Origin of the sequence: Leeuwenhoekiella sp. H156 (genome assembly GCF_052218455.1) — a bacterium.
In the GTDB taxonomy this organism is placed as follows: domain Bacteria; phylum Bacteroidota; class Bacteroidia; order Flavobacteriales; family Flavobacteriaceae; genus Leeuwenhoekiella; species Leeuwenhoekiella parthenopeia.
This window is the reverse complement of record NZ_CP197499.1, coordinates 4,347,842-4,373,128: the sequence shown is the minus strand read 5'-3', so window position 1 is coordinate 4,373,128 and position 25,287 is coordinate 4,347,842. Positions and strand designations below refer to the sequence as shown.

Below are 25,287 nucleotides of genomic sequence, written 5' to 3'. Positions count from 1 at the left end.
GTAAACTTAAACAATGGGTAGAATTACCGAGACTGTAAAGGTCCTCCTGATTATCAATGTTATTTTCTTTTTGGGAACAAAGTTTTTATTCCCTCAGGCTCAGGAGCTCTTTGCGTTGTGGTTTCCGTTGAATCCGTATTTCGAATACTGGCAGCCGCTTACGCATATGTTTATGCACGATCAGAGCAGTATTTTTCACATACTGTTTAATATGTATGCGCTTTGGGCTTTTGGGAGTGCGGTGGAAGCCCGAATAGGCCAAAATAAATTTATCTTTTTCTATTTTTCTGCAGGTTTGGGAGCAGCACTCATTCATCTGGCTGTGGGTTACTTTTTTTATTATCAGGGTTTTCAGGCTTTTTCCGATTCCGGTTTTTCTCCTGATCAGATAACTTCTTATGTCAATGATGCCTACAAGAGTATTGTTGCCAACCGCGGTCAGTACAGCATTCCAAACTCGGTAACCGATGTGCAGGCTGTACAGGGTATGGTCGAGGCTTTTTCAACCCGAGCTGTTGGAGCTTCAGGAGCTGTTTATGGAGTTTTGGTAGCATTTGGGATGTTATTCCCCAATGCAGAACTTATGCTTATCTTTTTACCTGTTCCGATCAAGGCTAAATTTTTCATTCCCGCGTTATTACTGCTTGATTTGTTCTCCGGTGTGACCGGTTTTAGCTTATTTGGTCAAAATATTGCGAATTTTGCCCACATCGGCGGTGCCCTGTTTGGTTTTATTATGATGTGGTACTGGAAAAAGAATAGTTTTAACGATAAACGCTGGTATTAGTATGGCGACAAATGATCTAAGCTATAAATTTAAAACGGCTAACATAGTCATTAAGCTCATTGTGATTAATGTAGTGGTATGGCTGACGCTGATGCTGCTTGAATGGGCATTAAATATGGGCCCTGTACTTACACGCTGGCTGAGTCTGCCTACAGATTTAGGCCGTTTGGTGATTCAGCCCTGGTCTTTGCTTACCTATGCCTTTTTACACGGTGGTTTCTTCCACATCTTCTGGAATATGATCATTCTATATTGGTTTGGTCAGATTGTACTTAATTTGTTTACGGAAAAGCGTTTTCTTACGGTGTATTTGTTGGGTGCATTGGCAGGAGGCGCGTTGTATGTTTTGGCATATAATCTGTTTCCCGTTTTAATTACTTCCACAGCTTATTTAGTAGGTGCCAGTGCAGCGGTGCGTGCCATTATGATTTTTATAGCCACCTATACGCCCAATACCGAAGTACGCCTTATTTTCTTTAATGTTAAGCTTTGGTACATAGGCGTTTTTGTAGTGTTGATGGATTTGATTCAGCTGCCTACATCGGGTAATGCCGGTGGTTTGCTGGCGCATTTGGGCGGCGCTTTGTTTGGTTACTTATATGCCACGCAACTGGCAAAAGGTAATGATATTGGTGCCTGGTGGGAGCGTTTGTCTGATACGGTTGTCGGATGGTTTAAAGCAAAACCAAAACAGCCCAAAAAGGCTAAAATGAAAACCGTTTACAAAAATGAATCCCGCACCAATGCAGGCTACGCATCGTCCAGAATGTCAAAAAGCGAACAGCAAAAACGCATAGATACAATTCTTGATAAGATTAGCAAAAGTGGCTATGAGAGCCTTTCTAAAGAGGATAAAGACTTTTTGTTTAAAGCCGGAAAAGAGAACTGATGCGCAATCTGGGTTTGCTTAATAAACTTGTTTTTTTTCTCAACAGTCTCTTTGCCTTCTTTTTACTGGTAGGCTATGTCCTGCCTTATTTTCCTCCCCGTATTTTTCCTCCGGCTTCGGTGCTTACGCTTATTATACCGGTTTTATTAGCTATAAATCTGGGCTTTGTGATCTACTGGCTTATTCAGTTTAAACGGCAGTTCTTACTTTCGGCGATACTTATAGGTATCAGCTTTTTTAATGGTAAAACCCTGTATCGTTTTGGCGATGGAATTCTTCCGCAGGATGTATCAAAATCTGAAAATCAGATTCGAGTGCTCAGTTACAATGTTCATGTTTTTCGCAATGAGGATTACCAAAATGACGAGGTTACATCAGGAATTGCGAAGCTTATTGAAAGTGCTCAGCCCGATATCATTTGTTTTCAGGAGTATTCTAAATACGGAGCGCCCCGCCTGGCAGATTATCCCCACGTATATCTGGGCAGCACAGCAAAGGCGGTAAATTATGGCCCGGCTGTTTTTTCAAAATACAAGATCATAAACAGCGGTTCGTTAGACTTTGAAAGCACATTCAACAACGGGATTTTTGTTGATATCGTAAAAAATAAAGATACCCTCCGAATTTATAACCTGCATATGCAATCGCTCGCACTGACTCCAAGGTTTGATGCTTTGGAAGAGGAGAATACCAAATACCTCCTGGGAAGGCTGGGCACTGCGTTTAAAAAACAGCAGGAGCAAACCGGTTTATTTTTAAAGCATCAGGCAGCTTGCGGGTATAAAAAAATTGTTACCGGAGATTTTAATAATACCGTTTATTCTTACACCTATAACAAGATCAGAGGAACTAAAAAAGATGCTTTTGAGGAGCAGGGAAGGGGTTTTGGGCGCACCTTTATTTTTGACATCATCCCAATGCGTATTGACTTTATCTTACCGGATCGGGAATTTAAAGTTGAAGCATTTAAAAATTTTGATGTTGATTATTCCGATCATTATCCCATCGAGGCGGTATTAAGCCTTTGAGCGCATTAGAGGTTGAAGGTCCAGGTCTGTTAAGTAACTTAAGCTTTCGGGACCCAGATTGAAAATGAGATCAAGTACCGAAAGATGCGGAATAAAACCTGTTTTTTCTTCAAAAACCTGACGATAGCGGGGGAGCGTGATTTCCGGTTTGCGTTTAGCATCTGCCAGCATCCGCAAGTCCTCTATTTCTGAATCGTCGTAATTCATTTTATAGGTTGTTGTATAATGGGTATTTGGGGTGCTATCAAGCAGTTCAAAAATACAATCCAGAGTTGCTTTGTTAAATTCAAGCAGGCTCTCGTAGTCTGTATGAAATAATGGGTGGAGTTCATCTTCATAGAACTCAAAAAAAGGTGAGGTTCTGTATGCTATAACCAGTGAGCGCCAATGTTGACGTTGCCACAAAAAACTCGATTCAATTTGAGCATCGGCAGTTTTTTTATGACCTCCCGTGCCGGTATGTTTTACAGGTATGTTAAGCAATAGCCGGCCATTTGCGGTGCCTATATACATACGGTTGCGGTAGCTTTGTTTTTGATAATTATCACAAACCTCAAACAGGATTTGCTCGCTTTGTACCATAGCGGCTGTTGTGAGAATGTCAGGAAAATAAGTGGGGTGTAAAACAGATTTCATGGCTATTGTTTCAGGCGGCAAAGATAAATCTTTTAAAACAGAGAGCAGATGCAGATAATACCATAAAAACACGTGCTCAACCTGTGCGCTTTTGAATTGTAGATTGAACTGTTTTGGGCTAAATGATTCAGTTGTTATTTGAGCTGTATTTAGTGTTAAAATAAAACTAATCAATTTATTACGTGCATATCGTCGGTAAAATGTATCTTTATGGCAGCTTTTAATGCCCCAACTTGAGAAAGAACTGTCGCCCCTTACTTCTGCTGCTCTTTTCGGCTTTCCTATTAAGCCACATGGCAGCTTATTCATTTAGTAAAAATGTTCAGCAACAGCCAAAACCCACTTTAAAAGCTCAGCTTGACAGTATTTTTAAGGTAACCGACGCGAACAATTACGTAGCGGCTATAGATCTCATTGGTCAGTTGATCAAAGATTCTGAGCAGCAGCAAAACTTCACCTATCTTTTTCACGGATACAATTTGCTGAGTGTGAGTCACGCAAATTTGCGCGATACAGTTCAGTCCCTTAACTATTCGAAGAAAGCCTTGCACTATGCGCAGATGTCTAAAAACGACACGCTGATTTCCTGGGCCTATAACAATCTCGCGGCAGATTTATCGGCTCATAAAGAAAGCCAGGCTCAGGCTCTGGAATACTATAAGAAATCGTTGCACATTCAGCGCAGGTTAAATGACGGCGAGTTTAACGATGCTGCGCTCAATCTTGCCGAGTTGTATCACAAAATGGGTGATTATAAGCTTATGCGTGAGTACCTTGAAGAGGCGCAGAAAAGTTATGATCCGGCTTATATCTACTTTGATAATCCCCTGATTCATCTGGAGATTTTATGGGGTGATTATTATGTTTCCCAAAACGTGAAATATCGTGCCTTAGAAAGCTATAATAAGGCTTATGAGCTTATAGAAGAAAAGAAAATAGATTATCTGGCGCTTGACTTTTATGAGCGTTATGCCCAGTTTTTAAGAGAGCAAAATTATCCTGACCGTGCTTATGAAGTGCAAAAACGGTTTATGGAATATTATAAGAATCAGGAGAATTTAAAAGCTCAGGAGACTTATCAACTGGCTCAGGCTAAATTTGAGGCAGCCGAAGCCAAACGCGAACGCAATCAGGCAAAACTGCAACAGGAAATACTGGATAACGATCTGCAACGCAAGAAGACTCAGTCTATTTTACTGGCTTCCATTATTGTATTGATGGTTTTGTTTCTTGTTTATTTGTTTTATAGTGAACGTTTACGTCTGGGGCTGATCAAAAATTTAAAGTTTCAAAATGCCAATCTGGAAAAGGCTAAAATACGTGCCGAAAAAAGTGAACGGGCCAAAACCCGCTTTTTTTCTACTTTAAGTCACGAAATGCGTACCCCGCTTTACGGGGTTACCGGGATGATTACAATTTTTGAAAACAACCCGGAATTGAAGAAATACAAAGACGAGATCAGTTCCTTGCGTTTCAGTGCAGACCATCTTCTAGAAATCATTAACGATCTGCTTGATATTTCAAAACTGGAGGACGATTCGTTTAAACTGGTTAAAAAATCGTTCAATATTAAATTATTGGTGGAAGATGTGATTAACAGTTTTGACCGTAATCGATTACGAAACGCACAGTGTACGCTAACCTGCGACATCGATCGCAATGTGCCTAATTATGTGGTGGGCGATGCGCGAAGGATTAAACAGGTTTTACTCAATATTATAGGTAACGCCATTAAGTTTACCCCAAAGGGCGAAGTATGCCTGCGGCTTACCGTTAAGCATCTGGAATCGGGAAAACATCAGGTACGTTTTGAAGTACAGGACAACGGTATTGGGATTCCTAAAGAAAAGCAGGAAGCCATTTTTGATGAATTTAGCCAGCTCGAAGAGTTACAACTCAGGGAAGCTAAAGGTACAGGTCTTGGTTTGCCTATTGTGCGGAAACTGCTGGAGAAAATGGGCGCCGATATTGAGGTGGAGAGTGAACCCGGGAAGGGTAGTACCTTCAGTTTTGAGTTGCTTTTGGAAGAGGCAACCTTGCTTCAGGTTACTAACACTAATTCTAAGAAAGCACCTATTCCTCCTAAAGAACTACCGGCTGATTTTAAAGGGCTGCGATTTTTGGTCGTAGATGATAATAAAATAAACCGGATGGTGACCAATCGTATTTTGAGTAATTTCAAAGCCGAAGTACAGGAAGCATCTAACGGAAAAGAGGCCATAGAGCTGGTGAAAAACCAGGACTATGACCTCATTTTAATGGATATCAATATGCCGGGTCTAAATGGATATCAAACCACACAAATCATTCGGGATTTTGAGCTGGATGTACCCATAATTGCGCTTACTGCTTCCGTAGAAAACTACGTAACCCGGAGAGCTCTCGAGAGTGGGATGAATGATGTTATAAGCAAACCCTTTAACACAGAGAAATTTTTTAAAACCATTCACGAGCAAATGGCCCGTCGCAGCCGCGCGATGCATTAAAGCCTGGCTGGCGCAGATTCTCCCAGATTAAGCGGGTAGGCTTGCAATACCTGTTCTAACTCGCGCTCGTTTAGCTGATCTAATGCCTTAGAAAATCGCTCAAAGCTGTAGTCACTGCGCATCTGTTGATAAGCCTGTTTTACACCATCTAAAACCTGAATATAGGTCCCGTAGTCCAGCTCCCGCGAAAGCTCCAGATTTACCACGGCATTTTCAGGCTTCGACGGTTTTAGAGCTGATTTTTCGGTATTCATTACAAAATTGACAACCTGCGTGGAAAGCTCTTCAAGTTTAATCACGCGCTCATTGATAAGATATTCCCCGTTCCCGTTTATTGAAATTCGCAACAGATTGCGCTCAGCAATTTCGGCTGTGCAATCTTTGGTTAAACAGGGATCGGGCAGGGTTTGACTCAAACCTTTATCGGTCTCAATTGTTGTGGTGGTCAAAAAGAAGATGAGCATTAAAAATGCAATGTCTGCCATAGACCCGGCATTTACAGAAGTAGTTGTTCTCATAATACGTGTTTTTAATTAGACTTATAAAAACACGTATCAACTAATATGCCTTAAATGTCTGTATTTGAGAATGCTCCTTTATATCCTTTTGATCTTATTCGGAGCGCTCTATTTGTCTTTGAATTTTTTCAATGGCTTCTTCGATAGATTTTTCGGGCTCTATTAAGTTGTACGAACCCCAGAATTGAGGATCTGCAAAACCCGAAACTTCATCGGCTAGAATCGTATTGCTTTTAAAATTTGATTTTTTCGAAAGGTCTGCGACATTGATGGCTTTCTCCCAGTCTGTCACCAGCATCTCGCTGCTTATTCGGTATTTATTGTTAAAGAGTTTACGTTTCCAGTTGACTACAAATTCGAGCTTTACATTGCTGTACCCATAATACCATTTACCGTCGCGGTTGCGGTAGTCTACGCGATAGGTAATTTCGGTAGGCCATACTTTTACCTGATTTGGTTTTTTTCGCACAAATAATTCTGACGCCAGTTTTCGGTTTTCGACATTCATATTGTACACCGCATTGGTAAGGGCGTAGGATTTTGCGTCAATAAAAAGTTTACCGTAATAAAGCGGATCCAGAATAGATTGCTTTTGCCTGAAATTAACGGTGTAAACCAGACGCCCATCGTCTGTAACCGGCTCCCCAAAACTGAAATCATAATCGGAAATAGTTTGTGGCGTCATAAAAAACTCGGGGTATTTCATCAGGTCTGCATAGAGCGCATTAAGCGGCCCACCCTGAAGCTTGAGGGCTACCGTGTCAAGGCGGTCGTAATTGGTGCTTTTACGGGCTTTGTAAATGGCTACCAGGTCTTTTCCGTTTGAGGTATATGGTTTTTTTTCTATGGCCACCACCGCTTCGGCCAGGGAGGCGCTTCGGTTTCTGCGATTTATAGATTCTCTGTAAAACGCGGTCATGTAGGTCTCGTCCTCCAAATAGTTTTGAGTTCTGTTTTCAAAAACAAGGCGTACCAAAGCTTCTGCGTTTTTGGGTATACTCACATTTACCGCATCGAGTTGTGTGGTCTGAGGATTTAAACTTATGGTATTGGCATTTCGGCTTAAATCGCTTAAAATGATGAGCAATTTTTCATAGCCGGGATAGCCAAAGGATACCTTTGCCTGAGGCATAGCTTCGGGTATTTTAAGCACAAAATCTCCTTCTGAATTGGTTACCGTTGCAATGTTAGAACCTTCTATGAGAATGTTGACAAAAGGAAGAGGATCCTGAGTTTCGCTGTCGATAACAGTTCCCTGATATTCGATAAAGGCTTCAGACTCCTGAGCTGTGGCTTTAAACGAAAGCAGGACAAAAAGTATTAGGGAAAAGTATCTCATAGGTGATTTGAAGAGATAATTTCGGGACGTGCAATAATTAATCGTTTTCATTAAAGTTTTTTATTTTGAAGATACGATTTTTTCATAATACCTTAATGAATAGATTTTTAGAGTTAATCTATTTGGCACGATTTATGAAAATTATAATTGCGTAAATTTGTGCAACATTGCGGCCCTAAATGGGTATTTAAAGAAAAATACAGTGATTATAAAGCCACTTAAATTGAATCGGTATGCATTTCCCAAAAAGGGCTTGCTGCTCGTTGCCATGATTTTGGTAGGTTTTAGCGCTTTTAGCCAGATCGATAACCGGTCGGGTTCTTTTAAAATTCCCGCAGCAAAAGACACCACAAATACTCCTGCAATTCAACCCGAAAAATCGACACCAGATCTCGAAGTTCCGAGATCTCAGGGGGCTTTAAAACTCGATGCAAGTGGTAAGCTGGTCGAAAGGCCGGTACTACGGGCACCCGAGTCTTCCGATTTTTATATGTTAGACCGTGAGGACTTTGCAGATTCGGGTAAACGCTATACCGACGCTATGAATGAATACCAGGCACGTCTGGACCGGGAGCGCAGGGGCAATGTACCCCGCGAGAATATTGATTTTGGGGTTTTTAAAGGAAATTCCAAGCAACTCATTATAAAATGCCGCGATTTTGGAGCCATTGATAACGACCGTGTGGCTATTTTGAACAATAATCGCACAGTGGTACCCGGTATATTTTTAGCAGGCACCTTTACTCAGATCACTATGCAACTCGAGGAAGGATTCAATAAAATAGCCATTAAAGCACTCAATCAGGGTTCGCTGGGGGCAAATACCGCAGAATTTTATATCTATGACGAACTGGGTAATCTGGTTTATTCCAATCAATGGTTACTAGCCACCGGTTTTGAAGCACAATTTGTCTACGTTAAAGAGAGCAGCAATTAAGCTGAAAAAACAGTATACTAAAAAAGGATCTGCAACTGCAGACCCTTTTTTAGTATTTAAAGCGGCCGTAGTTTATAACTCGCCTTTTTGTTCTTCCAGATTGTTATTACGGCTACCTCCCTGGCTGTACAATTTATTTTCTTCATCCTTGAGACCGGTGGTTTGAGCTGTGGTTTTTTCTCCGGTAGGGATATCCAGTTCATTCCCGGTGAAATCAACATCTTTGGTGCGGTTGCGCAATTGCTCATCTGCACCGCCATCGTTGTGAATGTTCTTTTGGTTGAGAATATCCTTATCGTGTTTTGTAAGGTCTGAATTATACGTGTTTTCTTCTTTATTCTTGGTTTTCATAATTTGATTTTTATTAAAGGTAACGGTCTGGTATCGTTATATAAACCATTTTAACTGCCTTTAAAGAAAACTATAACAAGGTTTTAATAGTAAGGCTTATTAGTGCAACAGGCAGAAAGACTACTTTTAACACTCCAAAAATGCAGCAGATTTAACTGCGGCCAGACCGGGATTGTATGACCTCAAAAGCCAAAAAGATTTTAAAGAAAACCCTGAAGATTATAGCTAAACTACTTGGGGTTTTAGTGCTTTTAATCCTTTTGCTCATCCTGTTTGTACGCAGTCCGTGGGGGCAGGGGATTTTGGTAGACAAGGCTGTAAACTACATCAAATCAAAAACCAATACCGAAGTTCAGATTGACAAGCTGTTTATAACGTTTAACGGAAATCTTTCCCTGGACGGTTTGTACCTTGAAGATAAGCAGGGCGATACCCTGGTTTACAGCAAACACCTGGAAGCCGATATTCCGCTGTGGTCTCTTATAAAAGGCGGTCCTCTGAGTATCGATGATGTAAGCTGGGAGGGACTCAAGGCAAATATCATTCGTAAGGATTCTGTTGCGGGATTTAACTATGAGTTTCTGGTTGATGCCTTTGCTTCAGACACCACAACGGTTCAACAAACACCACAGGATACCACAGCTTTTAAGCTGAATCTGGGTTCTTTCGATTTTGAAAATTTCGATTTAAAATTTCAGGATGATGTTGCCGGTATTGATGCCCGATTACGACTAGACCAATTGGAACTCGATGTCGATCAAACCGATTTGGATCAGTTTGTTTTTGATGTGGGAGATGTTCGCCTAAATAATACCAGCCTGTATTATAAGCAAACCAAACCCTTCCCGGAGCCTGAGGACACTACCGCGGCACCTATGCCTCAGATTAGCATAAGCAGTCTGACCCTAACTGATGTAAAAGTAGACTATGCTTCACTGCCAGATGGTATTAGCCTCAAGGCAGATGTGGGTAATCTCATTACTTCGGTTCCCCGTTTAAACCTAAAAGATCAAAATTACCGTATAGACGGTTTTTTACTGGAAAACAGTATCGTAAATCTCGACTTAAAAACGCAGCAGCCTTCTTCTGAAACGCCAGCAGAACCTGTTCCCTTTACCTGGCCCGAACTGGTGGTGAATGCTGAAAATTTAGAATTACACAATACCGATTTCACCTACACGCTCGATGGAGCGCAGGTTACCTCGGGTCAATTTAATCCTAATGCGGTTGCACTATCAAAGCTTAATTTTAAGGTTCCCAATCTGGATTTTAAAGACCAAAACCTGACCGCCATTGTTGCAGAGGCCAATTTTGAAGAAGCTTCGGGTCTTGATTTGAAGACCCTTAATTTTGAAGTCGAAGCAACTGATGAAAATTTAAATCTCAAGGGCTTAAATCTTCAGCTGAATGGAAACAAGCTTTCGGGATCTTCAAAACTTAGTTATCCTTCACTGGCAGATTTTATTGAAAATCCCGGAAATGCGCGCCTCAATCTCAATTTGGACCGAATCGTCGCAGATTTAAACACGATTTTTAAGTTTCAACCGGGGCTTCGGTCTAATGAATATCTTGCTAAACTGAGCAGACGCCCGGTTACCGGTAATCTTTCCGCAAGCGGAAACCTAAGCGCTCTTGATATTACCAGTGCTCAGGTTAACTGGGGTAATGCTACTAAAATACGCTTGCGGGGTACAGTTTATAACCTCACAAATCCTGAAGAATTAGCGTATAACTTCCCGGATTACCGCGTTAACAGTTCGAGAAGCGATTTGACCAAATTCTTAAATGAGGCCGAACTGGGTGTGAACCTGCCTCAGGAAGTAAAACTTACGGGTTCGCTTAAAGGAACAGACAGCAGACTTCTTACCAAAAGTGTCCTCCAAACCAGTGAGGGTGCTGTGACTTTAGATGGTAAGCTTAATTTTGAGAACGCGATTGAATTTGAGGGACAGGTGAGGGGTTCTCAAATAAGACTGGGTAATCTGCTTCAAAACGAGAGCCTGGGGCAGGTGAGCTTTAATCTGGATGCCCGTGGTTCGGGAGCTACACTTAACGATCTTGATGCGAGTCTTACCGCGCAAATAGACAGTCTGGATTACAATAACTATACGTTTAAAGACTTGAAGCTCGAGGGTGAGTTTAAAAACGGAAGCGGTGCGCTTACTTCATCCTATAAAGACCCCAATCTGAATATGAAGCTTAATGCCGATGTAGATCTGGATTCGGTTGCAAGCAGTGCGCGCGTTAACCTTGATTTAATTGGAGCAGATTTAAAAGATTTGGGTTTGGTAAAGCAAAACATAAAAGCTGCTTTTAATCTTCAGGCTAATTTTAAAGGAACTGCAACCGATTATGAGGTTCAGTCAAAAATAACCCGTGGTGTGGCGGTGTATGATGATGAGGCTTATCAACTGGGCGATCTTTCGGTAAACGCCTTTGTAAAGCCAGATACGACTTCGGTAGATATACAAAACCGAATTCTTCAGTTAGATCTGGAGTCTAATACCAGCCCCGGACATTTTCTTTCGGCAGTTCAGAATCATTTTAGACGTTATCTGGATACCAACCCCACTATGGATACCATTGCAGATCCTGTTCTGATACGTGTAAGGGGAACAGTTCACGAAGCGCCTATACTGAATGAAGTTTTTGTTCCCAATCTGCGCGAGCTCGATACCGTGCAAATTGCAATCAATTTTGACGAACTCAAGCGCGATCTCAATGCAGACATCAATTTACCCTACATCAATTATAACGGGTACACCATAGACAGTCTGGCATTTACGATGGATTCTGATGCTGAACATCTAAACTTTGACTTTGGGTTACGGGAATTAATAGCAGGCCCCGTTGATCTTCAAAATACCCGACTCGAAGGAGCCTTACAAAACAGCAAGCTCGCGCTTGATTTCAGTTCTATGCATAAAGAGGAGCGTCTGATGCATATCGCTTCAGAAATCGAATTACAGGATGACGTGGTAACCCTGCACATCTTACCCGATGAACTGATTCTGAATAAAAATTCCTGGGATGTCAACCCAAACAACCGGATTGCATTTAAGGAAAACAATACCGTTTTTACCGATTTTGTATTGAGTTACAACAACCAGCGGGTAGAAGCCGGCAATAATCTGCCCAGTTTGTCTAAAGAGCATCTGGGGGTACAATTTGATAATTTTAAACTTTCGACCCTAACCAGTTTCCTTAATCCTGATGAAAGTCTCGCAGATGGTAAATTAAGCGGAACCTTTGCCGTAGAAGAACCCACAACTTCCCCGGGAATGGTAACCGATCTTAAGATTGTAGATTTTGAGGTATTGGGGACCGATATGGGCGTACTTACCGCAAACGGAAAATCGATTAGCGCAACAGCCTACGATTTTGATCTGAGTGTAAAGGAAGGAGTTGCCGATCTGGACCTTACGGGAACCTATCGCACCAATGCTACCGCTGCGGAAATAGACCTGGATCTGGATATAAATTCCTTGCAGGTGAAAGCTTTGGAGAACTTTTCTTTAGGAGAAATCAGTAATGCTTCGGGTACGGTGAATGGTAAATTAAGTCTTACCGGTACCACTGCAGAACCCAATTATGAAGGAACCTTAAATTTTGATCAGGCCAAGTTTGAAGTTACCAAACTCAATGCGCCGTTTCTGTTAGCTGACGAAAGCATTAAGCTTGATAATACCGCTTTGTATTTTTCAGATTTCAAAATACAGGATGCCAGCTCCAATACCCTGGTTGTAAATGGGGAAGTGGGCACGGAAAGTTTTATCAATCCTACTTTTGATTTAAATATCAAAGCGACCAATTTTGAAGCGTTAAACTCAACCAAAGAAGATTTTGATCTGGTTTACGGAAGAGCGGTTTTTGATGCAGATGCCCGCGTAACCGGAGACCTCAATTTACCTGAAATTAAACTGGATCTTACCGTAAATCCCGAGACGAATCTCACCTATGTCTTACCACCTTCTGAAGTGCAGATCGAATCTAAGGACGGGGTAGTAATCTTTGTAAATAAAGAAAACCCAGATGCTATTCTTACCAATTCTGAAGAGGAATCCTATACCGTTTCGGGCTTTGGGGTAGATGCCAACCTGAGTATAGCAGAAGGAGCAACTTTTAATCTGGTTATTGATGAGCAAACCGGTGATAATTTTCAGGTTTCCGGTACGGGTGATTTTCAGTTTGATATGTATCCTAACGGAAGGATGACTCTGAGCGGGCGTTACGATGTCACAGACGGGCATTATGAGATGAGTTTGTATGGTTTGGTCAAGCGGCGGTTTGATTTGGCTCCCGATAGCCGCATAACCTGGTCCGGTGATCCTTTTGATGCAGATCTGGATATCAAGGCTTATTACAGCGTGGAAGCTTCAGCGAGCGGACTTATGGCCTCACAAACGAGTGGGGCAGACATCAGCACTCAGGGGCAATACCGTCAGGAAGTACCATTTAGGGTGTATATTAATATCAACGGCGAACTTATGCAGCCGGTTATTTCGTTTAATCTCGATATTCCGGAAGCCAGCCGTGGTGCGATAGGAGGACAGGTGTACAGCAGGGTGCAACAGCTTAATCAGCAGGAGAACGAACTCAATAAACAGGTTTTCTCATTACTTGTACTGAACCGATTTTTCCCCTCTGCATCCAGCGATGGTAGTGCGGGAGGTACTGCAACTATCGCACGGGATAACCTGAACGATGCGATTTCAGACCAGCTCAATCTGTTTTCAGATAAACTTTTGGGAGACACCGGTTTCGATTTAAATTTTGGTCTGGACAGCTACACCGACTATCAGGGAAGTTCTCCCAGCGAGCGAACGACATTGGATATCGCCGCACAGAAAAAACTATTTGACGACAGGGTGGTGGTAAGTGTAGGCAGCAATGTTGACCTGCAGGGCAGTAATACCAATGCAGATGGCGGCACGGCTCCGGTGGTGGGCAACGTAAGCATTGAGTATTTATTGACCGAAGACGGCCGTTACCGCCTAAGAGGCTATCGCCGCAGTCAGTTTGAGAATGTGGTTGACGGCCAAATCATCGTTAATGGTATTTCGCTTTTGTTTACGCAGGAGTTTAACAAGTTTACAGAGCTCTGGAAGTCGATGTTTCCGGCAAAAAAAGAAGAGGATGACGAGAAGAACTAATCATACACTACACTTATTGACACGGGTATCCGCTCTTCTGTTGCTGGGTTTGCTGCTTTACAGCTGCTCGGTTGAGCGCTTTATTCCGGAAGATAAATTTTTATACGTGGATCACCGGGTGGAGCTAACCCCAGATTCGGTAGTAAACGATATTGATAATATACAGCTTGACCTGGAGGCAGCGCTGCGACCAGATCCTGTGAGTGGTCTTTTGGGCGGTTATCCCGGTTTGTATTTTCATTACAAGGCCAGCCGTGAAAAGCCGGGTTTTATCAATCGCTTTCTCAATAAAAAATTCGGTCAGGAGCCGGTTTACGATACCGATGTACAGACCTATGAGATGGAACAAATTCTGTTGAACCGACTTGAAAATAAAGGTTTTTTCTACAGCGTGGCGACTTCAGAGATTGTGCGCGACACAACCCATAAGGAAGCCGAAGCCATTTACCGCTTGCGCATGTCAAAACCCTATCGGCTTAAAACCTATCAGCTGGATACCGATACGCTTCCGGTTTACAATTCCATTAAAAATTCTTTAACTGAAAGCCTCATCAAAAAGGATATGCGTTTTGATCTCAGTGCTATGAAAGCCGAACGTCAGCGTATAGACGGCTATCTCAAAGAACAGGGCTATTATAACTTCAACCCGGCATTTTTGATTTTTGAGACCGATACCAATCAATATAAAAACCGGCGCTTTGATCTGTATTTAAGGCTGAAAAAGGACGTACCTCCAAAATCGGTGATACCCTACAAGATTGCTAAAGTCAATGTCTATCCCAATAATACGGTAGAATTAGACAGTAGTGCTTTAGATACAACCCGCTTTGCTCAGAAGAGTTTTATTCAGGGCGAAACCTTTTTTAAACCGAAGCGTCTCGATCCTTTTATCCTGCTCGAAGAAGGCGATTTGTACAGTCCGTCAACCTCAAAATCCACCAGCCGTAGACTGGGTTCTATTGGTGCCTATAAGTTTGTGAACATTCGCTACAATGAGCTGGAAACCGATGCGGCAGATGACAGTCTGGGATTGCTGGAAGCCAATATTTTTCTTTCGCCCTTAAACAAACGTGCCGTGCGTGCTGAGGTAAAAGGGGTCACCAAATCCAACGGATTTACCGGTCCGGGACTGGGACTCACGTTTGTAAACCGCAATCTGTTTAAAGGCGGGGAGACGCTCAATATTTCCCTGGACGGAAGTTATGAAGTACAGGCAGGTGGCGCAGGCAATAATGCCGGGAGTTCGAGCATTCAATTGGGTTTAAACGGAACGCTGATTTTCCCCAGAATGTTATTTCCCGTTACCATCTCAAAAGACTATTTCAAATACGACATTCCCAAAACCAAGATGGAATTGGGCGTGGCTTATCTCAATCGCACCCAATTGTTTACGCTGGGTTCGGTGGAAGGGAAGTTTGGCTACGTATGGCAGGCCAATAAATACGTGACTCACGAGATCAATCCGGTAGCGATAAACTACGTTTCTTTGGCCAATACCACTCCAGAATTTGATGCCATTCTGGAGGCTAATCCTTTTTTACAAACCAGTTTTGAGCAGCAGTTTATTTCGGGTCTTACCTACTCGTTTATTTATAACGGGATGGTAGACGCGGGGAAAGCGCATCAGATTTATTTTAACGCCAATTTTGACACCGCCGGTAACAGCCTGAGCCTTATTGCAAGCGGAGACAAACCACAAAGTATTTTTGGCCTTGATTATGCGCAATACGCGCGTCTGGATGCCGATGTGCGGTATCATTTCAACTTCAGCAATCAAACCCTTGCAACACGGCTTTTTGCCGGTCTGGGTGTTCCTTATGGCAATTCTGAAGTGGTGCCGTACACCAAGCAGTACTTTTCGGGCGGACCCTATAGTGTACGGGCCTTTAGAACGCGCTCGCTGGGTCCCGGAACTTACGAGCCCGATAATGACAACAGTTACTATGATCAGACCGGTAATTTACGTTTAGAGGCCAATCTCGAATACCGCTTTCCGCTGATCAATGTGCTGAAGGGAGCCTTGTTTGTCGATGCCGGAAACGTTTGGAACACCACAGATAACGAGGCTTTAGATGGTGATACCTTTGGCAGTGATTTTATGAGTGAGCTGGGTATTGGAGGCGGTTTTGGGTTGCGTGTAGACATTCAGAGTTTTGTAATACGTCTGGATCTTGCAGCTCCTTTTCACGATCCCAGTTTGCAACAAGGCGAGCGCTGGTCGTGGGACGTGAGTAATCCGATTTTGAATTTTGCTATTGGTTATCCGTTTTAAGCTTTCGCGAAAGCTAAACATCAGGCATTAAAGCCTTTCAACTTATCAAGTAAACTAAGAGCCTTTTTAAAAGCTTATGTTTTAGGATCCCTGCGGAATAATTCGATTACATTAAAAAGCAGAATACAGAAAATTACCCAGATAAAACCGGCGATAAAGCCACCGGCGATGTCTGAAGGAAAATGCACACCCAGATAAATACGGCTTATACCGATGCTGAGAATAAAAAGCACCAGGGCAGTAATGCAGAGCGCTTTTAAAAACGTGTTCATCCTAAAACGGGTAACCAAATAGATGAGAAAGCCGTAAAAAGCCATTGCGCTCATTGCGTGTCCGCTGGGATAGCTAAGCGTTTCTACTGTAACCAGATGTTCTATACCGGGGCGTGCGCGGTCTATAAAGCGTTTTAAAATCACGTTTGAGATCGAAGCCAGGGCAAGTACCAGAACAATTTGCAAAACATACTTCCATTGCTTAAAAACAAAATACGATAAGATTGTGGCGATTACCAGAATAGACAGGTAACCGTACAGGTCGCCAATATCTGTGACGATAATGAAATAATTGGTAAGTGCAGGGTTGCGATACGAGAGAACAAACTCGGTAACGCGCGAATCCCAGGCGTTTAGGGTGTCAGACTCCAGCGTATCGGTAAGCTCAATAAACAGGTTGATGCCCAAAACAACAATGACTAAAGCCACAAGAATCGTGATGAGGTAGGGAAGACCGGGGTTGTACTGATGAAATTTATCGCGCAGCAGCCGGCCTAATTTGTAAATAAACTGAAGTAACGAATTTCTCATAGACACAATCTAAACAGCCGGAAGCATTAAGCGGATGAAAATACCAATTTTAGAATGCTATAGGTTTAATTTTATCTTAAGTTTTTCGATTTTGAAATTTGATCAGGTTACGAAGTGGTATTGAGTTCTGCGGTTTCAGACCTGCTAAGGCCACTCAGATCTACTGAAATCCTTCCGTTTTTGTGAGCCATTAAATACACGAATTTCTCTCCCCATTTGATTTCATCAAACTTATACGAAGAGCGGGAATAGACTGATTGCGAGAAGCTTTCGTCAAAAGCTTTAATGACTACAATGATCTCGATGTCACCCATCGCGAGTTCCTGCTTTTTAAATTTTATGAAGGGGCTGTCTCCGGAAATAGGGTGAACAATAGTCCAGACGGCAGGTAAAAATACCACCTTAGAGCGCTCCAGTTCGAGTTCATAGAAATCGCGCAGGCTTGAATTCTCACGCAAAATAGAGAGGGAAACTTGGGCTTCAATCTCAAGCAATTGATTCCCGTGCGGATTTGCCACCCGAAACATAAAGCCGTTGATGTCTTTGTAAGGCGCAACTACGGCGTGCTCGCTGTATTTAAGTTTTGCAGCCGGTTTTGAGAAGCGACCGTAAACCAGACCGGTAGCCAGAGCAAAACCCAATAGCCCCAACATAGACTCTATAGCGGCGACTACATTGGCCAGAATACCCAATGGCGCCACCTGCCCATAGCCTAAAGTTGTTATGGTTTGTGCACTGAAAAAGAAAGCTTCGGTAAAACGTTCAAATGGGGTGATGCCATTTATTCCGGTTAAATTTTCGGTACCGATGCCAACATAAATCGAGGCAAAGAGGAGGTTGGTACAGAAATAGGTGAGGCCCACAAGCAGCAAAAAGCGCGGCCAGGACATGGTAACCAGAGCGTGGAAAAAATTCAGTCTTTCTAAAAAAGGGACATTGTCTTTGTGAATATTGAAAGAACCATCCTTTTTAAGCACGCGGTAATGGCCGGAAGTGGCTTTTTCGCCCAGACCAAAGTCGTTGTATTCCTGTTTTTTATACGTTTCCGGGGGTTGCATTGCAGACATACCTTGGCTTTTAATCGCACTAAAATAGGGCTAAAATTTTTATTTGAAAATTAGGGCGTTCCAGCCAAAATGGGTAAAGGATGCGGGGCATGTTTTGGGAACTCAAAGCAAGATTAGAAAAAGGCATAAGAGCAGTTAGTGAAGAGTTGATTTACAGCTCATAAACGAAAAGGCTGCTCAATTCTGCGCTTTCGGAGGTTTAAATAAGCCTGATTTCTAAGAAGTAAGGGTTTGTAAAAAGCTCAGTACTGCCGGCTGAGGTTTTGTTTATTAACTTCCCGGCAACTTTTCTCCTTTTGCCGAAAGTTCAACAAGTTCCAAGATTCGATTAGTTCTTGTTTTTTCAGTTTTAGCAAGTTTAATCCACCTTAATACAAATCTTTTACTCGAAGGGTTGATCGAATTGAAAAATTCTAAAGCTTCATCGTTTTTTGAGAGTTCCTCGTGCAGTTTTGCATTCTGTTTTTTTTATTAAAGAAGGGTTTAAATCAATTCTAACGCACATTAACCTCCAATGTTTACCAACGGTCTAAAACTAGAAAACCGCTTAAAAGCAGCTAAAATTCTATAAGAATTAGAGTCTTTTGCAATGTCTAGCGGTGTTGGCTGAAGTGTGTATTTTCATTAGTTCTATTTATCAATTATCCTTTTTCTATGTTTTATACCCCATTCGGCAATAGTATGAGTCAAACTTTTAAGGGTTGAGCCGTATTCCGTTATTTCGTATTCCACAGTTACAGGTTGAGTGTCTAATACGTTTCTTATAATGAGTTGATTCATCTCCAGTTCCTTTAATTCTCGACTCAACATTCTGCCCGATATTCCTTTTACCTCTCGTAATAATTCAGAATAGCGCATTTTTTTATAGCAAAGACATGCGATAATAGATACTTTCCATTTGCCATTAAGTATATCCATTACATCGTGAATTGCTAAAATGGTTTGACTGCATTCTTTTATGAGTTCTTTTTCTGTTTCCATAATAAGTTACTTGGTTACTCGAATGTTACTATTACTTTTTGGCAGTAAGTTACAAAAGGTAACCATATAGACTTACTTTTGGCTCATCATTTTAAAGAAAATAGTAATGAAATTAATAGATGATTTGAATTGGCGGTATGCCACAAAAAAATTCAGTCCCAAAAGAGTTACAGATGATGATTTAGAACAAATAATTGAAGCAATTAATCTTTCTGCTTCTTCGACAGGTATACAACCCTATCGGCTGATAGTTGTAGATAATCCAAGCTTGAAAAAAGATTTGGCCGAAGGTTCATTTAATTCTCAAATTGCCGAAGCATCCCATCTTTTGGTATTTGCTGCCTTTGCGTCCATCAGAAAGGAAGATATCAGTGATTATATGGAGTTAATTTCCAAAGTAAGAGCTACACCTATTGAAGCATTAGCAAATTTTGAAAATGCCATCAGTAGCGTTCTTTTACCCCAAACTGATACTGATAACTTTATTTGGTCTGCTAAACAGGCATACATTGGTTTAGGAACTGCACTCATTGCTGCAGCCCAGTTAAAAATAGATTCTACCCCAATGGAAGGTTTTGATTCAGCAAAATTTGATGAACTATTAGGTCTGAAAGAAAGAAACCTCAAAAGTGTGGTAATTCTCGCTTTAGGCTACAGAGATGCAGAAAATGATTATTTGGCTGGCCTCAAAAAAGTACGATTACCGTTAGATGAATTTTTAACAAAAACAAATTAAACATGATTATTATAGCAGGAAATGTATATGTAAATCCGTTTGAAGTTGAAGCTTTTGTTTCAGAAGCTCGTACAACCATTCCTCTTGGGTTAAAAAACAAAGGGTGTATCTCAATTTCTTTTACTTTAGATGATAAAGATGCAGGAAGTATGCTCGTATTAGAACGCTGGAAAGACCAGGCATCATTAGATAAACACCTGGCTCAACCAGAAGTAGTTGCTCTTTTTACAAAATGGGGACCAAAAATGAGAAATGAGGTCAAAAAATACGATGCATTAAACGAAAGAGATCCAAGAGATAAATAAGCTTCTACCGAAGTTATGATATAGTAAACTTGCTGATATTTTAATGGAAAAAGATCTAAAAGTGCATTTTGCTTAATTAAGACTAAAGAAAATCAGAAAAGAGTAATTATCTCTAAACGTATTTGCTCTTAAAATAGAGGAGCAATTGACCTTTGATTTAATTAGAAATACTGACTGTAACTGGTCAGTATTTTTTTTGAGTAAATCCAAAAATTGAAGCCAAAAAGTAGAAATAGGGCAAGTTGTTTTTCTTTACTTTTTATTAGGTTTTTAGAGCCATTACCTAGAACGGGGGCCGCTATGGACAGCTGAGGATTTTATGTCCTAACTTTTCGGTTGAGAACTTACGTTAGCAATTCCGAGTGGATTCGGACGTAGTCTCCCGAAGCTTCGGGACGCCATAATTGCGGTTATACATCTTAAGTTTGATTCTCTTTAAATTAATAGTATAATCAGAAAGAACAAAGAGAGGATTAAGGTTAAGTTATACGGTGAAGCTTACGACTTCGTCAACATTGATAATCCCCTCTCTTTACTACTTCAAACACGTTCAGTTCTGTGAGGTTAGACCTCGTTTTCAAGTTGTTGTGATTTAGGTAGTATGCTCTTTCGTAAAATCAGTTCTTATGAATAAATATAAAGAAACTTTTGGAGTTGATATTAGTAAGGATGTCTTTGATGTTTATGGTAGTGTTTGTGGTCATTCTCAATTTAAGAATGATGAGCAGGGATTTAAATTATTTGTCAAGACACTAACTTCAGATTCTCTGGTAGTTATGGAAGCCACCGGCTATTACCACTATCGGCTTGCACAGTTTCTTTACAAAAACGGTGTTACCGTATCAGTAGTAAAACCTTTGTCAGTCAAACGTTTTATACAAATGAAGCTGGCCAAGGTAAAGACTGATAAGAGCGATGCTAAAGCTATTTGTAATTATGGGTTGTCTAACGAAGTACCGTTGTATAATGCCCTCAGCGATGTACAGGCAGAATGCCTGCAGCTGTTCAGACTTATGGATAGTTATCTAAAGAAGCGGACAGCCACCAAGAATAAACTTCACGGAGAGGAAGTGTTAGGTATTCCTTCGAAGTATGTTTACAGATCTTTAAAGCGTGATCTCAAACATTTAGACAAAGAGGTAAAAGGGATTGAAGACCGTCTACTAGATCTTGTAAAACAGGATCAGCAGCAGCAACTAACCTTATTGACCAGTATCCCTGGGATAGGGATCAAAACGGCCTTATTTTTAGTTGTGATCACAGATGGGTTCTCTAAGTTTGAAAGGGCTTCACAGCTTTGTAGTTATATAGGGATCACTCCAACAATACGGGAATCGGGAAGTAGTGTAAGGGGCATGTAAGTGTAAGCTTCCCCTAAAACCGAACTGTTTAGAAGTATAATAATTCTTAATTTTAAACAGTATGAGACGCAGTAAATTCACACCTACACAGATTGCAAAAATTTTAAAGGAGTTCGACAACGGTAAGAGTGTTGAAGAAATAAGCCGGGAATACGGTGTCAGCACCTCTGCCTTTTACAAATGGCGTACTAAATATGCTGGCATGAGCAGTAAAGAGCTCAAGCGTATCAAGGAGCTTGAGGCTGAAAATGCCCGCCTCAAGCAGATGTATGCTTCTTTGGCACTAGACCATCAAATGGCTAAAGAGGTCATTGAAAAAAAGCTTTAAAGCCCTGTCAAAAACGTATGATCGCCAAGGATCTCATTCACTATGGCATTAGCAGGGCGTGCCGTGTGCTTGATATGAGCAAGAGCGTTTACTATTATAAACCCTTACCTAAGGATGACACCCCTATAGAGAAAGCTCTCAGGAAAAAGGCGCAACAGCATTCAGAGGAAGGGTTTTGGAAAGCCTATTGGCGAATCCGTAATGAGGGAAAGCCTTGGAACCACAAGCGGGTACATCGCGTATATGTATCTTTAGGTCTTCCTTTAAGGAGAAAATCTAAAAAACGTCTGCCGCCGCGTATAGAGGAGCCTTTGGAGGTTCCTGAAGAATTAAACGATACCTGGAGTATTGATTTTGTAAGTGATGTCCTTGAAAATAAGAGGCGTTTTAGATCTTTTAATGTGATTGATGATTTTAACCGGGAGGCACTGCATATTGAAGTAGACTTTTCTTTAACCAGTAATCGGGTAGTCTGGGTACTCAATCACCTGATCAACCGCCGGGGAAAACCTAGCAGAATCAGAATGGATAACGGTCCAGAGTTCATAGCACACCTTACGGCTGAATGGAGTAAAATGCATAGTATTGATTTTAAATACATACAACCGGGCAAACCTACACAAAATGCTTTTGTAGAACGTTTTAATGGTTCCTACCGCAGAGGAGTCCTTAATAAATATATTTTTGAAAATATTGATCAGGTAAGGGCCCAAACTCAAATATGGATGGACGATTACAATAACTATCGCCCTCATGATTCACTGGGTAAAATATCACCGGTGCAATACGCAAAGCTTCATTCTATTGGGGCTAGCCCCAATAGAATGAAAAACAATAATTTTAAACAAGTTTTGGAAAATTAAGCAGTTCTAATCTAGGGAAGCTTACATTTACTTCTGGATGTTCTGAAAATATCCACATTAGTAGTAATATTAATCCAATAGTACCTATACATAAACTAAAAATTGTTTCTAATGGTTTATAGAATGTGAAAAGATAAATTATTAGTAAAATTGAAAATATTACAATCGGCGAAGTCCATTTATACAATTCACTTTCTTCTTTAGATTTCACATTGTTCAAAGATTTTCCTGACTTTACTAGCTTATGACCATTTATTGTAGAATTATTAATTTCTTGTTCTAAATACTTGGGAAGAAACATACTTTGAAATTTATTGCTTTTTTCATCTAATGATTTTCCTAACATCAAATTGGTTCCGAACCGAAGCCACGGTTTTGTTATGAGATGAGAATTTATTAAATCTCTGTTGCTTTTTTCTAAGTTCACTTTGGGAAATTTCACTCCATTTTCTATCAATAGATCACGAATTTCAGTAGAACAATTTTTTTCTATAAAAGAGTATGTGTAATATCTGTTTTCAGGTTTGTAAAGGAAGTTTAGTTTTTCTATTAATTCATTTTTTTGTTGCTTTTGAAGCTTTAATCTTTGTTCTGATACTTTTCTATTCTCATTTGAATAAATTTTGATGAAATTGTCGGTTTCTTGAATGCCTAATTGATATTTTAACCGACCAGTAACAAATTTTAAAGTAAAGTTTGGTGTATCAAAGTCAAACATTCCAAAATTGTATATAATATCTTTATCGTTATCTACAATTCTAATTGCTGAATGTCCGAAAACTGAATAAACTTCTTCGCCAGGAGAACAAGTCAAAATACTGATTTCAGGAGCATTTTGTGAAAAGCAAAATTGAGTTATTAAAAATATAAATATGATTATTTTCCTCAAATTTTCTCGTTTTAAAATTGGCTACAACGTCTCGGCTATGAGTAGTTGCGTGGGTTAGCACGAAACTTTGCAAGTACACACCAAACTGAAAATCCGCGAGGATTTTCAGAAGTAGGCGAGAACAAGCAATTACTGATAGCCATTGTTGTGCAAAGTTTTTTTAATTCAATCGAGATTCTAATTCAATTCTCACTTCCTCTGCTGTTGGGTCTTTAGCTAAAATAATTCCCTTTTCGTCAATTAGAAATATTCCACCTCCTCCGCCATCTACATTATATTTTTGCCATATATTATTTTGTTTATCCAGATCCACCAAGTTTTGCCAAGGCCATTTTTCTTTTTCAAGAAATCTGACCAATCTGTCAGTATTTTTTCTTTCGCCTGCAACTCCTATTATTATAAAGCCTTTGTCTTTAAACTCATCATATAGAGGAATCATCGTTCTGCTTTTAGCTATACAAGGTCCACACCAAGTTGCCCATAAATCTAATAATGCAATTTTTCCATCAATCTTATCGGAAAATTTGATTTCATTTCCATTTAAGTCAGGTGCAGAAAAATCCGTATATTTTTTTCCGACTTTAATGTTATCTATTGCATTTGTTAAGTTTGAAGCCAATTTATTGTAAGGATGATCAGGGTTTGCTTTTGAAAGTATTCGAAGATTATTTTTAGCCAAATTAATATCCATATTCTCTTTATCGTACATAAGGTTTTTTATAAAAAATGAATATGATACAATAGAGGGATTATTTTCTATGTATTCTTGCTGAAACTTTTTTTGCTCTTCGTAGATTGGTTTTAATTTGTTTTCTAATATTTCTGCTTTTGGACTTAAATGTTGATTGGCTTCCTTTAAATCATCAAGTTTTTCATAAATAATAATTTTTTCATCGTGGCTTTTGGTTTTTCTTAATTCTGCATAAAGTAATTTTGCCTTATCACTATGATATTGGTCATTTTCAAATAATAAACTTATACTATCTTGAAATGGTTTTATTCTTGAGTTGAATTTATTGTCATAATTTTCTTTATATTTTTTATATTCAGAATTTAACTCGCCACCAATAACTTGATTTTTGTCAAACTCTTCTTCAGAGTAAATAGTTAAATCAATTTTTTCATTGTTCAAAAATAATGGCATATATCTGCCTCCTTGATTTTTTGCTTCTCCCAAGAACAATTCAACAGATTCTGGGAAATCTAACTTTGTTTTATAATGAAATTTTCCATCTGTAACAGGTATTTCAATTATTGAATCAGAATCAAGGTATTGATCTGCTTTAATTAAAAGAATTGATTTTGTGTCGATTCCAACTGTTTTTCCGTTAATTTCAAGGAATTGGTCTTTTTCAGACGAACAATTGAAGAAAAATACAATTGTTAAGAACAGGATAAATTTTGTAATAAGTTTCATTATAGATTTCGGTTTTAAATTTTGCACAACGGCTCCGTATATAAAAAGTAGCGCTGAAAATAAGCTGTTACTTTTCGTATGAAACACAAGCCGAATTTTTAAACTTTACTATTTATCTTTTTTATTGGAAATCGTCAAATT

The 25,287-nt window shown here is 40.2% G+C and carries 20 protein-coding genes and 1 pseudogene; 11 read left to right on the top strand and 10 right to left on the bottom strand.

Annotated features, from left to right (window positions below; all coding sequences use genetic code 11):
* The first annotated feature begins 13 nt into the window (after positions 1-13).
* From ACSSS3_RS18400 to ACSSS3_RS18390, 3 genes are read left to right on the top strand one after another with little or no spacing between them, the layout of a single operon-like run.
* On the top strand, positions 14-787 hold the full coding sequence (locus tag ACSSS3_RS18400) for a rhomboid family intramembrane serine protease (RefSeq protein WP_442845873.1): 774 nt from the start codon (positions 14-16) through the stop codon (positions 785-787).
* Position 788: 1 nt separating this feature from the next.
* The gene (locus ACSSS3_RS18395) at positions 789-1,676 is read left to right on the top strand and encodes a rhomboid family intramembrane serine protease (protein ID WP_442845872.1); all 888 of its coding nucleotides are present in this window, start codon (positions 789-791) and stop codon (positions 1,674-1,676) included.
* Positions 1,676-2,704 carry an endonuclease/exonuclease/phosphatase family protein gene (locus tag ACSSS3_RS18390; RefSeq protein ID WP_442845871.1) on the top strand — a complete coding sequence of 343 codons (1,029 nt, stop codon included), beginning with the start codon at positions 1,676-1,678 and terminating at the stop codon, positions 2,702-2,704. The genes ACSSS3_RS18395 and ACSSS3_RS18390 overlap by 1 nt, the downstream gene beginning before the upstream one ends.
* Here the strand turns inward: ACSSS3_RS18390 and ACSSS3_RS18385 are convergent.
* Positions 2,693-3,340: a WbqC family protein gene (locus ACSSS3_RS18385; RefSeq protein ID WP_442845870.1), complete on the bottom strand. Its 648-nt coding sequence runs from the start codon at positions 3,338-3,340 to the stop codon at positions 2,693-2,695. The genes ACSSS3_RS18390 and ACSSS3_RS18385 overlap by 12 nt on opposite strands.
* Before the next feature lie 293 nt (positions 3,341-3,633).
* Between ACSSS3_RS18385 and ACSSS3_RS18380 the strand changes: the two genes are divergently transcribed.
* Positions 3,634-5,826, top strand: coding sequence for a response regulator (locus ACSSS3_RS18380; RefSeq protein WP_442845869.1), 2,193 nt, complete (start codon positions 3,634-3,636; stop codon positions 5,824-5,826).
* Here the strand turns inward: ACSSS3_RS18380 and ACSSS3_RS18375 are convergent.
* Complete coding sequence (locus ACSSS3_RS18375) at positions 5,823-6,344, bottom strand: ExbD/TolR family protein (protein ID WP_442845868.1); 522 nt, start codon at positions 6,342-6,344, stop codon at positions 5,823-5,825. The two genes, ACSSS3_RS18380 and ACSSS3_RS18375, sit on opposite strands and share 4 nt — an antisense overlap.
* A gap of 94 nt (positions 6,345-6,438) precedes the next feature.
* Positions 6,439-7,683 (bottom strand): carboxypeptidase-like regulatory domain-containing protein, encoded by a 1,245-nt coding sequence (locus tag ACSSS3_RS18370; RefSeq protein ID WP_442845867.1) that lies wholly within the window; start codon positions 7,681-7,683, stop codon positions 6,439-6,441.
* A 223-nt stretch (positions 7,684-7,906) separates the two neighbouring features.
* Between ACSSS3_RS18370 and ACSSS3_RS18365 the strand changes: the two genes are divergently transcribed.
* Positions 7,907-8,620: a hypothetical protein gene (locus ACSSS3_RS18365; protein WP_442845866.1), complete on the top strand. Its 714-nt coding sequence runs from the start codon at positions 7,907-7,909 to the stop codon at positions 8,618-8,620.
* Between the two features lie 72 nt (positions 8,621-8,692).
* Here the strand turns inward: ACSSS3_RS18365 and ACSSS3_RS18360 are convergent, their stop codons facing one another.
* The gene (locus tag ACSSS3_RS18360; RefSeq protein WP_442845865.1) at positions 8,693-8,971 is read right to left on the bottom strand and encodes a hypothetical protein; all 279 of its coding nucleotides are present in this window, start codon (positions 8,969-8,971) and stop codon (positions 8,693-8,695) included.
* Positions 8,972-9,147: 176 nt separating this feature from the next.
* Here ACSSS3_RS18360 and ACSSS3_RS18355 point away from each other — a divergent pair, with 176 nt between their 5' ends.
* On the top strand, positions 9,148-14,124 hold the full coding sequence (locus tag ACSSS3_RS18355) for a translocation/assembly module TamB domain-containing protein (RefSeq protein ID WP_442845864.1): 4,977 nt from the start codon (positions 9,148-9,150) through the stop codon (positions 14,122-14,124).
* The gene (gene tamL / locus ACSSS3_RS18350) at positions 14,108-16,396 is read left to right on the top strand and encodes a translocation and assembly module lipoprotein TamL (protein ID WP_442845863.1); all 2,289 of its coding nucleotides are present in this window, start codon (positions 14,108-14,110) and stop codon (positions 16,394-16,396) included. The genes ACSSS3_RS18355 and tamL overlap by 17 nt, the downstream gene beginning before the upstream one ends.
* A gap of 74 nt (positions 16,397-16,470) precedes the next feature.
* Here tamL and ACSSS3_RS18345 read toward each other — a convergent pair whose 3' ends face one another.
* The 4 genes from ACSSS3_RS18345 to ACSSS3_RS18330 form a co-directional block, all read right to left on the bottom strand.
* Positions 16,471-17,199, bottom strand: a complete 729-nt coding sequence (locus tag ACSSS3_RS18345; protein ID WP_442845862.1) for a phosphatase PAP2 family protein — start codon at positions 17,197-17,199, stop codon at positions 16,471-16,473.
* A gap of 107 nt (positions 17,200-17,306) precedes the next feature.
* Positions 17,307-18,266 carry an ion channel gene (locus ACSSS3_RS18340; RefSeq protein ID WP_442845861.1) on the bottom strand — a complete coding sequence of 320 codons (960 nt, stop codon included), beginning with the start codon at positions 18,264-18,266 and terminating at the stop codon, positions 17,307-17,309.
* 270 nt (positions 18,267-18,536) lie between these two features.
* Positions 18,537-18,716, bottom strand: coding sequence for a YdeI/OmpD-associated family protein (locus ACSSS3_RS18335; RefSeq protein ID WP_442847440.1), 180 nt, complete (start codon positions 18,714-18,716; stop codon positions 18,537-18,539).
* Between the two features lie 180 nt (positions 18,717-18,896).
* Entirely contained in the window at positions 18,897-19,247 is a 351-nt protein-coding gene (locus ACSSS3_RS18330) for a winged helix-turn-helix transcriptional regulator (protein WP_442845860.1), read from the bottom strand.
* Between the two features lie 106 nt (positions 19,248-19,353).
* On the opposite strand from ACSSS3_RS18330, the gene ACSSS3_RS18325 reads away from it, so the two are divergent.
* The 4 genes and pseudogenes from ACSSS3_RS18325 (at position 19,354) to ACSSS3_RS18310 (ending at position 22,840) form a co-directional block, all read left to right on the top strand.
* The gene (locus ACSSS3_RS18325; RefSeq protein ID WP_442845859.1) at positions 19,354-19,983 is read left to right on the top strand and encodes an NAD(P)H-dependent oxidoreductase; all 630 of its coding nucleotides are present in this window, start codon (positions 19,354-19,356) and stop codon (positions 19,981-19,983) included.
* Between the two features lie 2 nt (positions 19,984-19,985).
* Positions 19,986-20,288 carry a putative quinol monooxygenase gene (locus ACSSS3_RS18320; RefSeq protein ID WP_442845858.1) on the top strand — a complete coding sequence of 101 codons (303 nt, stop codon included), beginning with the start codon at positions 19,986-19,988 and terminating at the stop codon, positions 20,286-20,288.
* Between the two features lie 626 nt (positions 20,289-20,914).
* Positions 20,915-21,643: pseudogene (locus tag ACSSS3_RS18315) on the top strand (IS110 family transposase); the annotation flags it as partial.
* A gap of 67 nt (positions 21,644-21,710) precedes the next feature.
* Positions 21,711-22,840, top strand: a protein-coding gene (locus ACSSS3_RS18310) for an IS3 family transposase (RefSeq protein ID WP_442845689.1) whose coding sequence is annotated in 2 segments (ribosomal slippage) — positions 21,711-21,972 and positions 21,972-22,840 — 1,131 coding nt in all. Because the reading frame shifts where the segments join, the coding sequence is not laid out codon by codon here.
* Here ACSSS3_RS18310 and ACSSS3_RS18305 read toward each other — a convergent pair.
* On the bottom strand, positions 22,818-23,729 hold the full coding sequence (locus tag ACSSS3_RS18305) for a lipoprotein N-acyltransferase Lnb domain-containing protein (RefSeq protein ID WP_442845857.1): 912 nt from the start codon (positions 23,727-23,729) through the stop codon (positions 22,818-22,820). The two genes, ACSSS3_RS18310 and ACSSS3_RS18305, sit on opposite strands and share 23 nt — an antisense overlap.
* A 160-nt stretch (positions 23,730-23,889) precedes the next feature.
* Positions 23,890-25,146 (bottom strand): redoxin domain-containing protein, encoded by a 1,257-nt coding sequence (locus tag ACSSS3_RS18300; RefSeq protein ID WP_442845856.1) that lies wholly within the window; start codon positions 25,144-25,146, stop codon positions 23,890-23,892.
* Between the last annotated feature and the right edge of the window lie 141 nt (positions 25,147-25,287).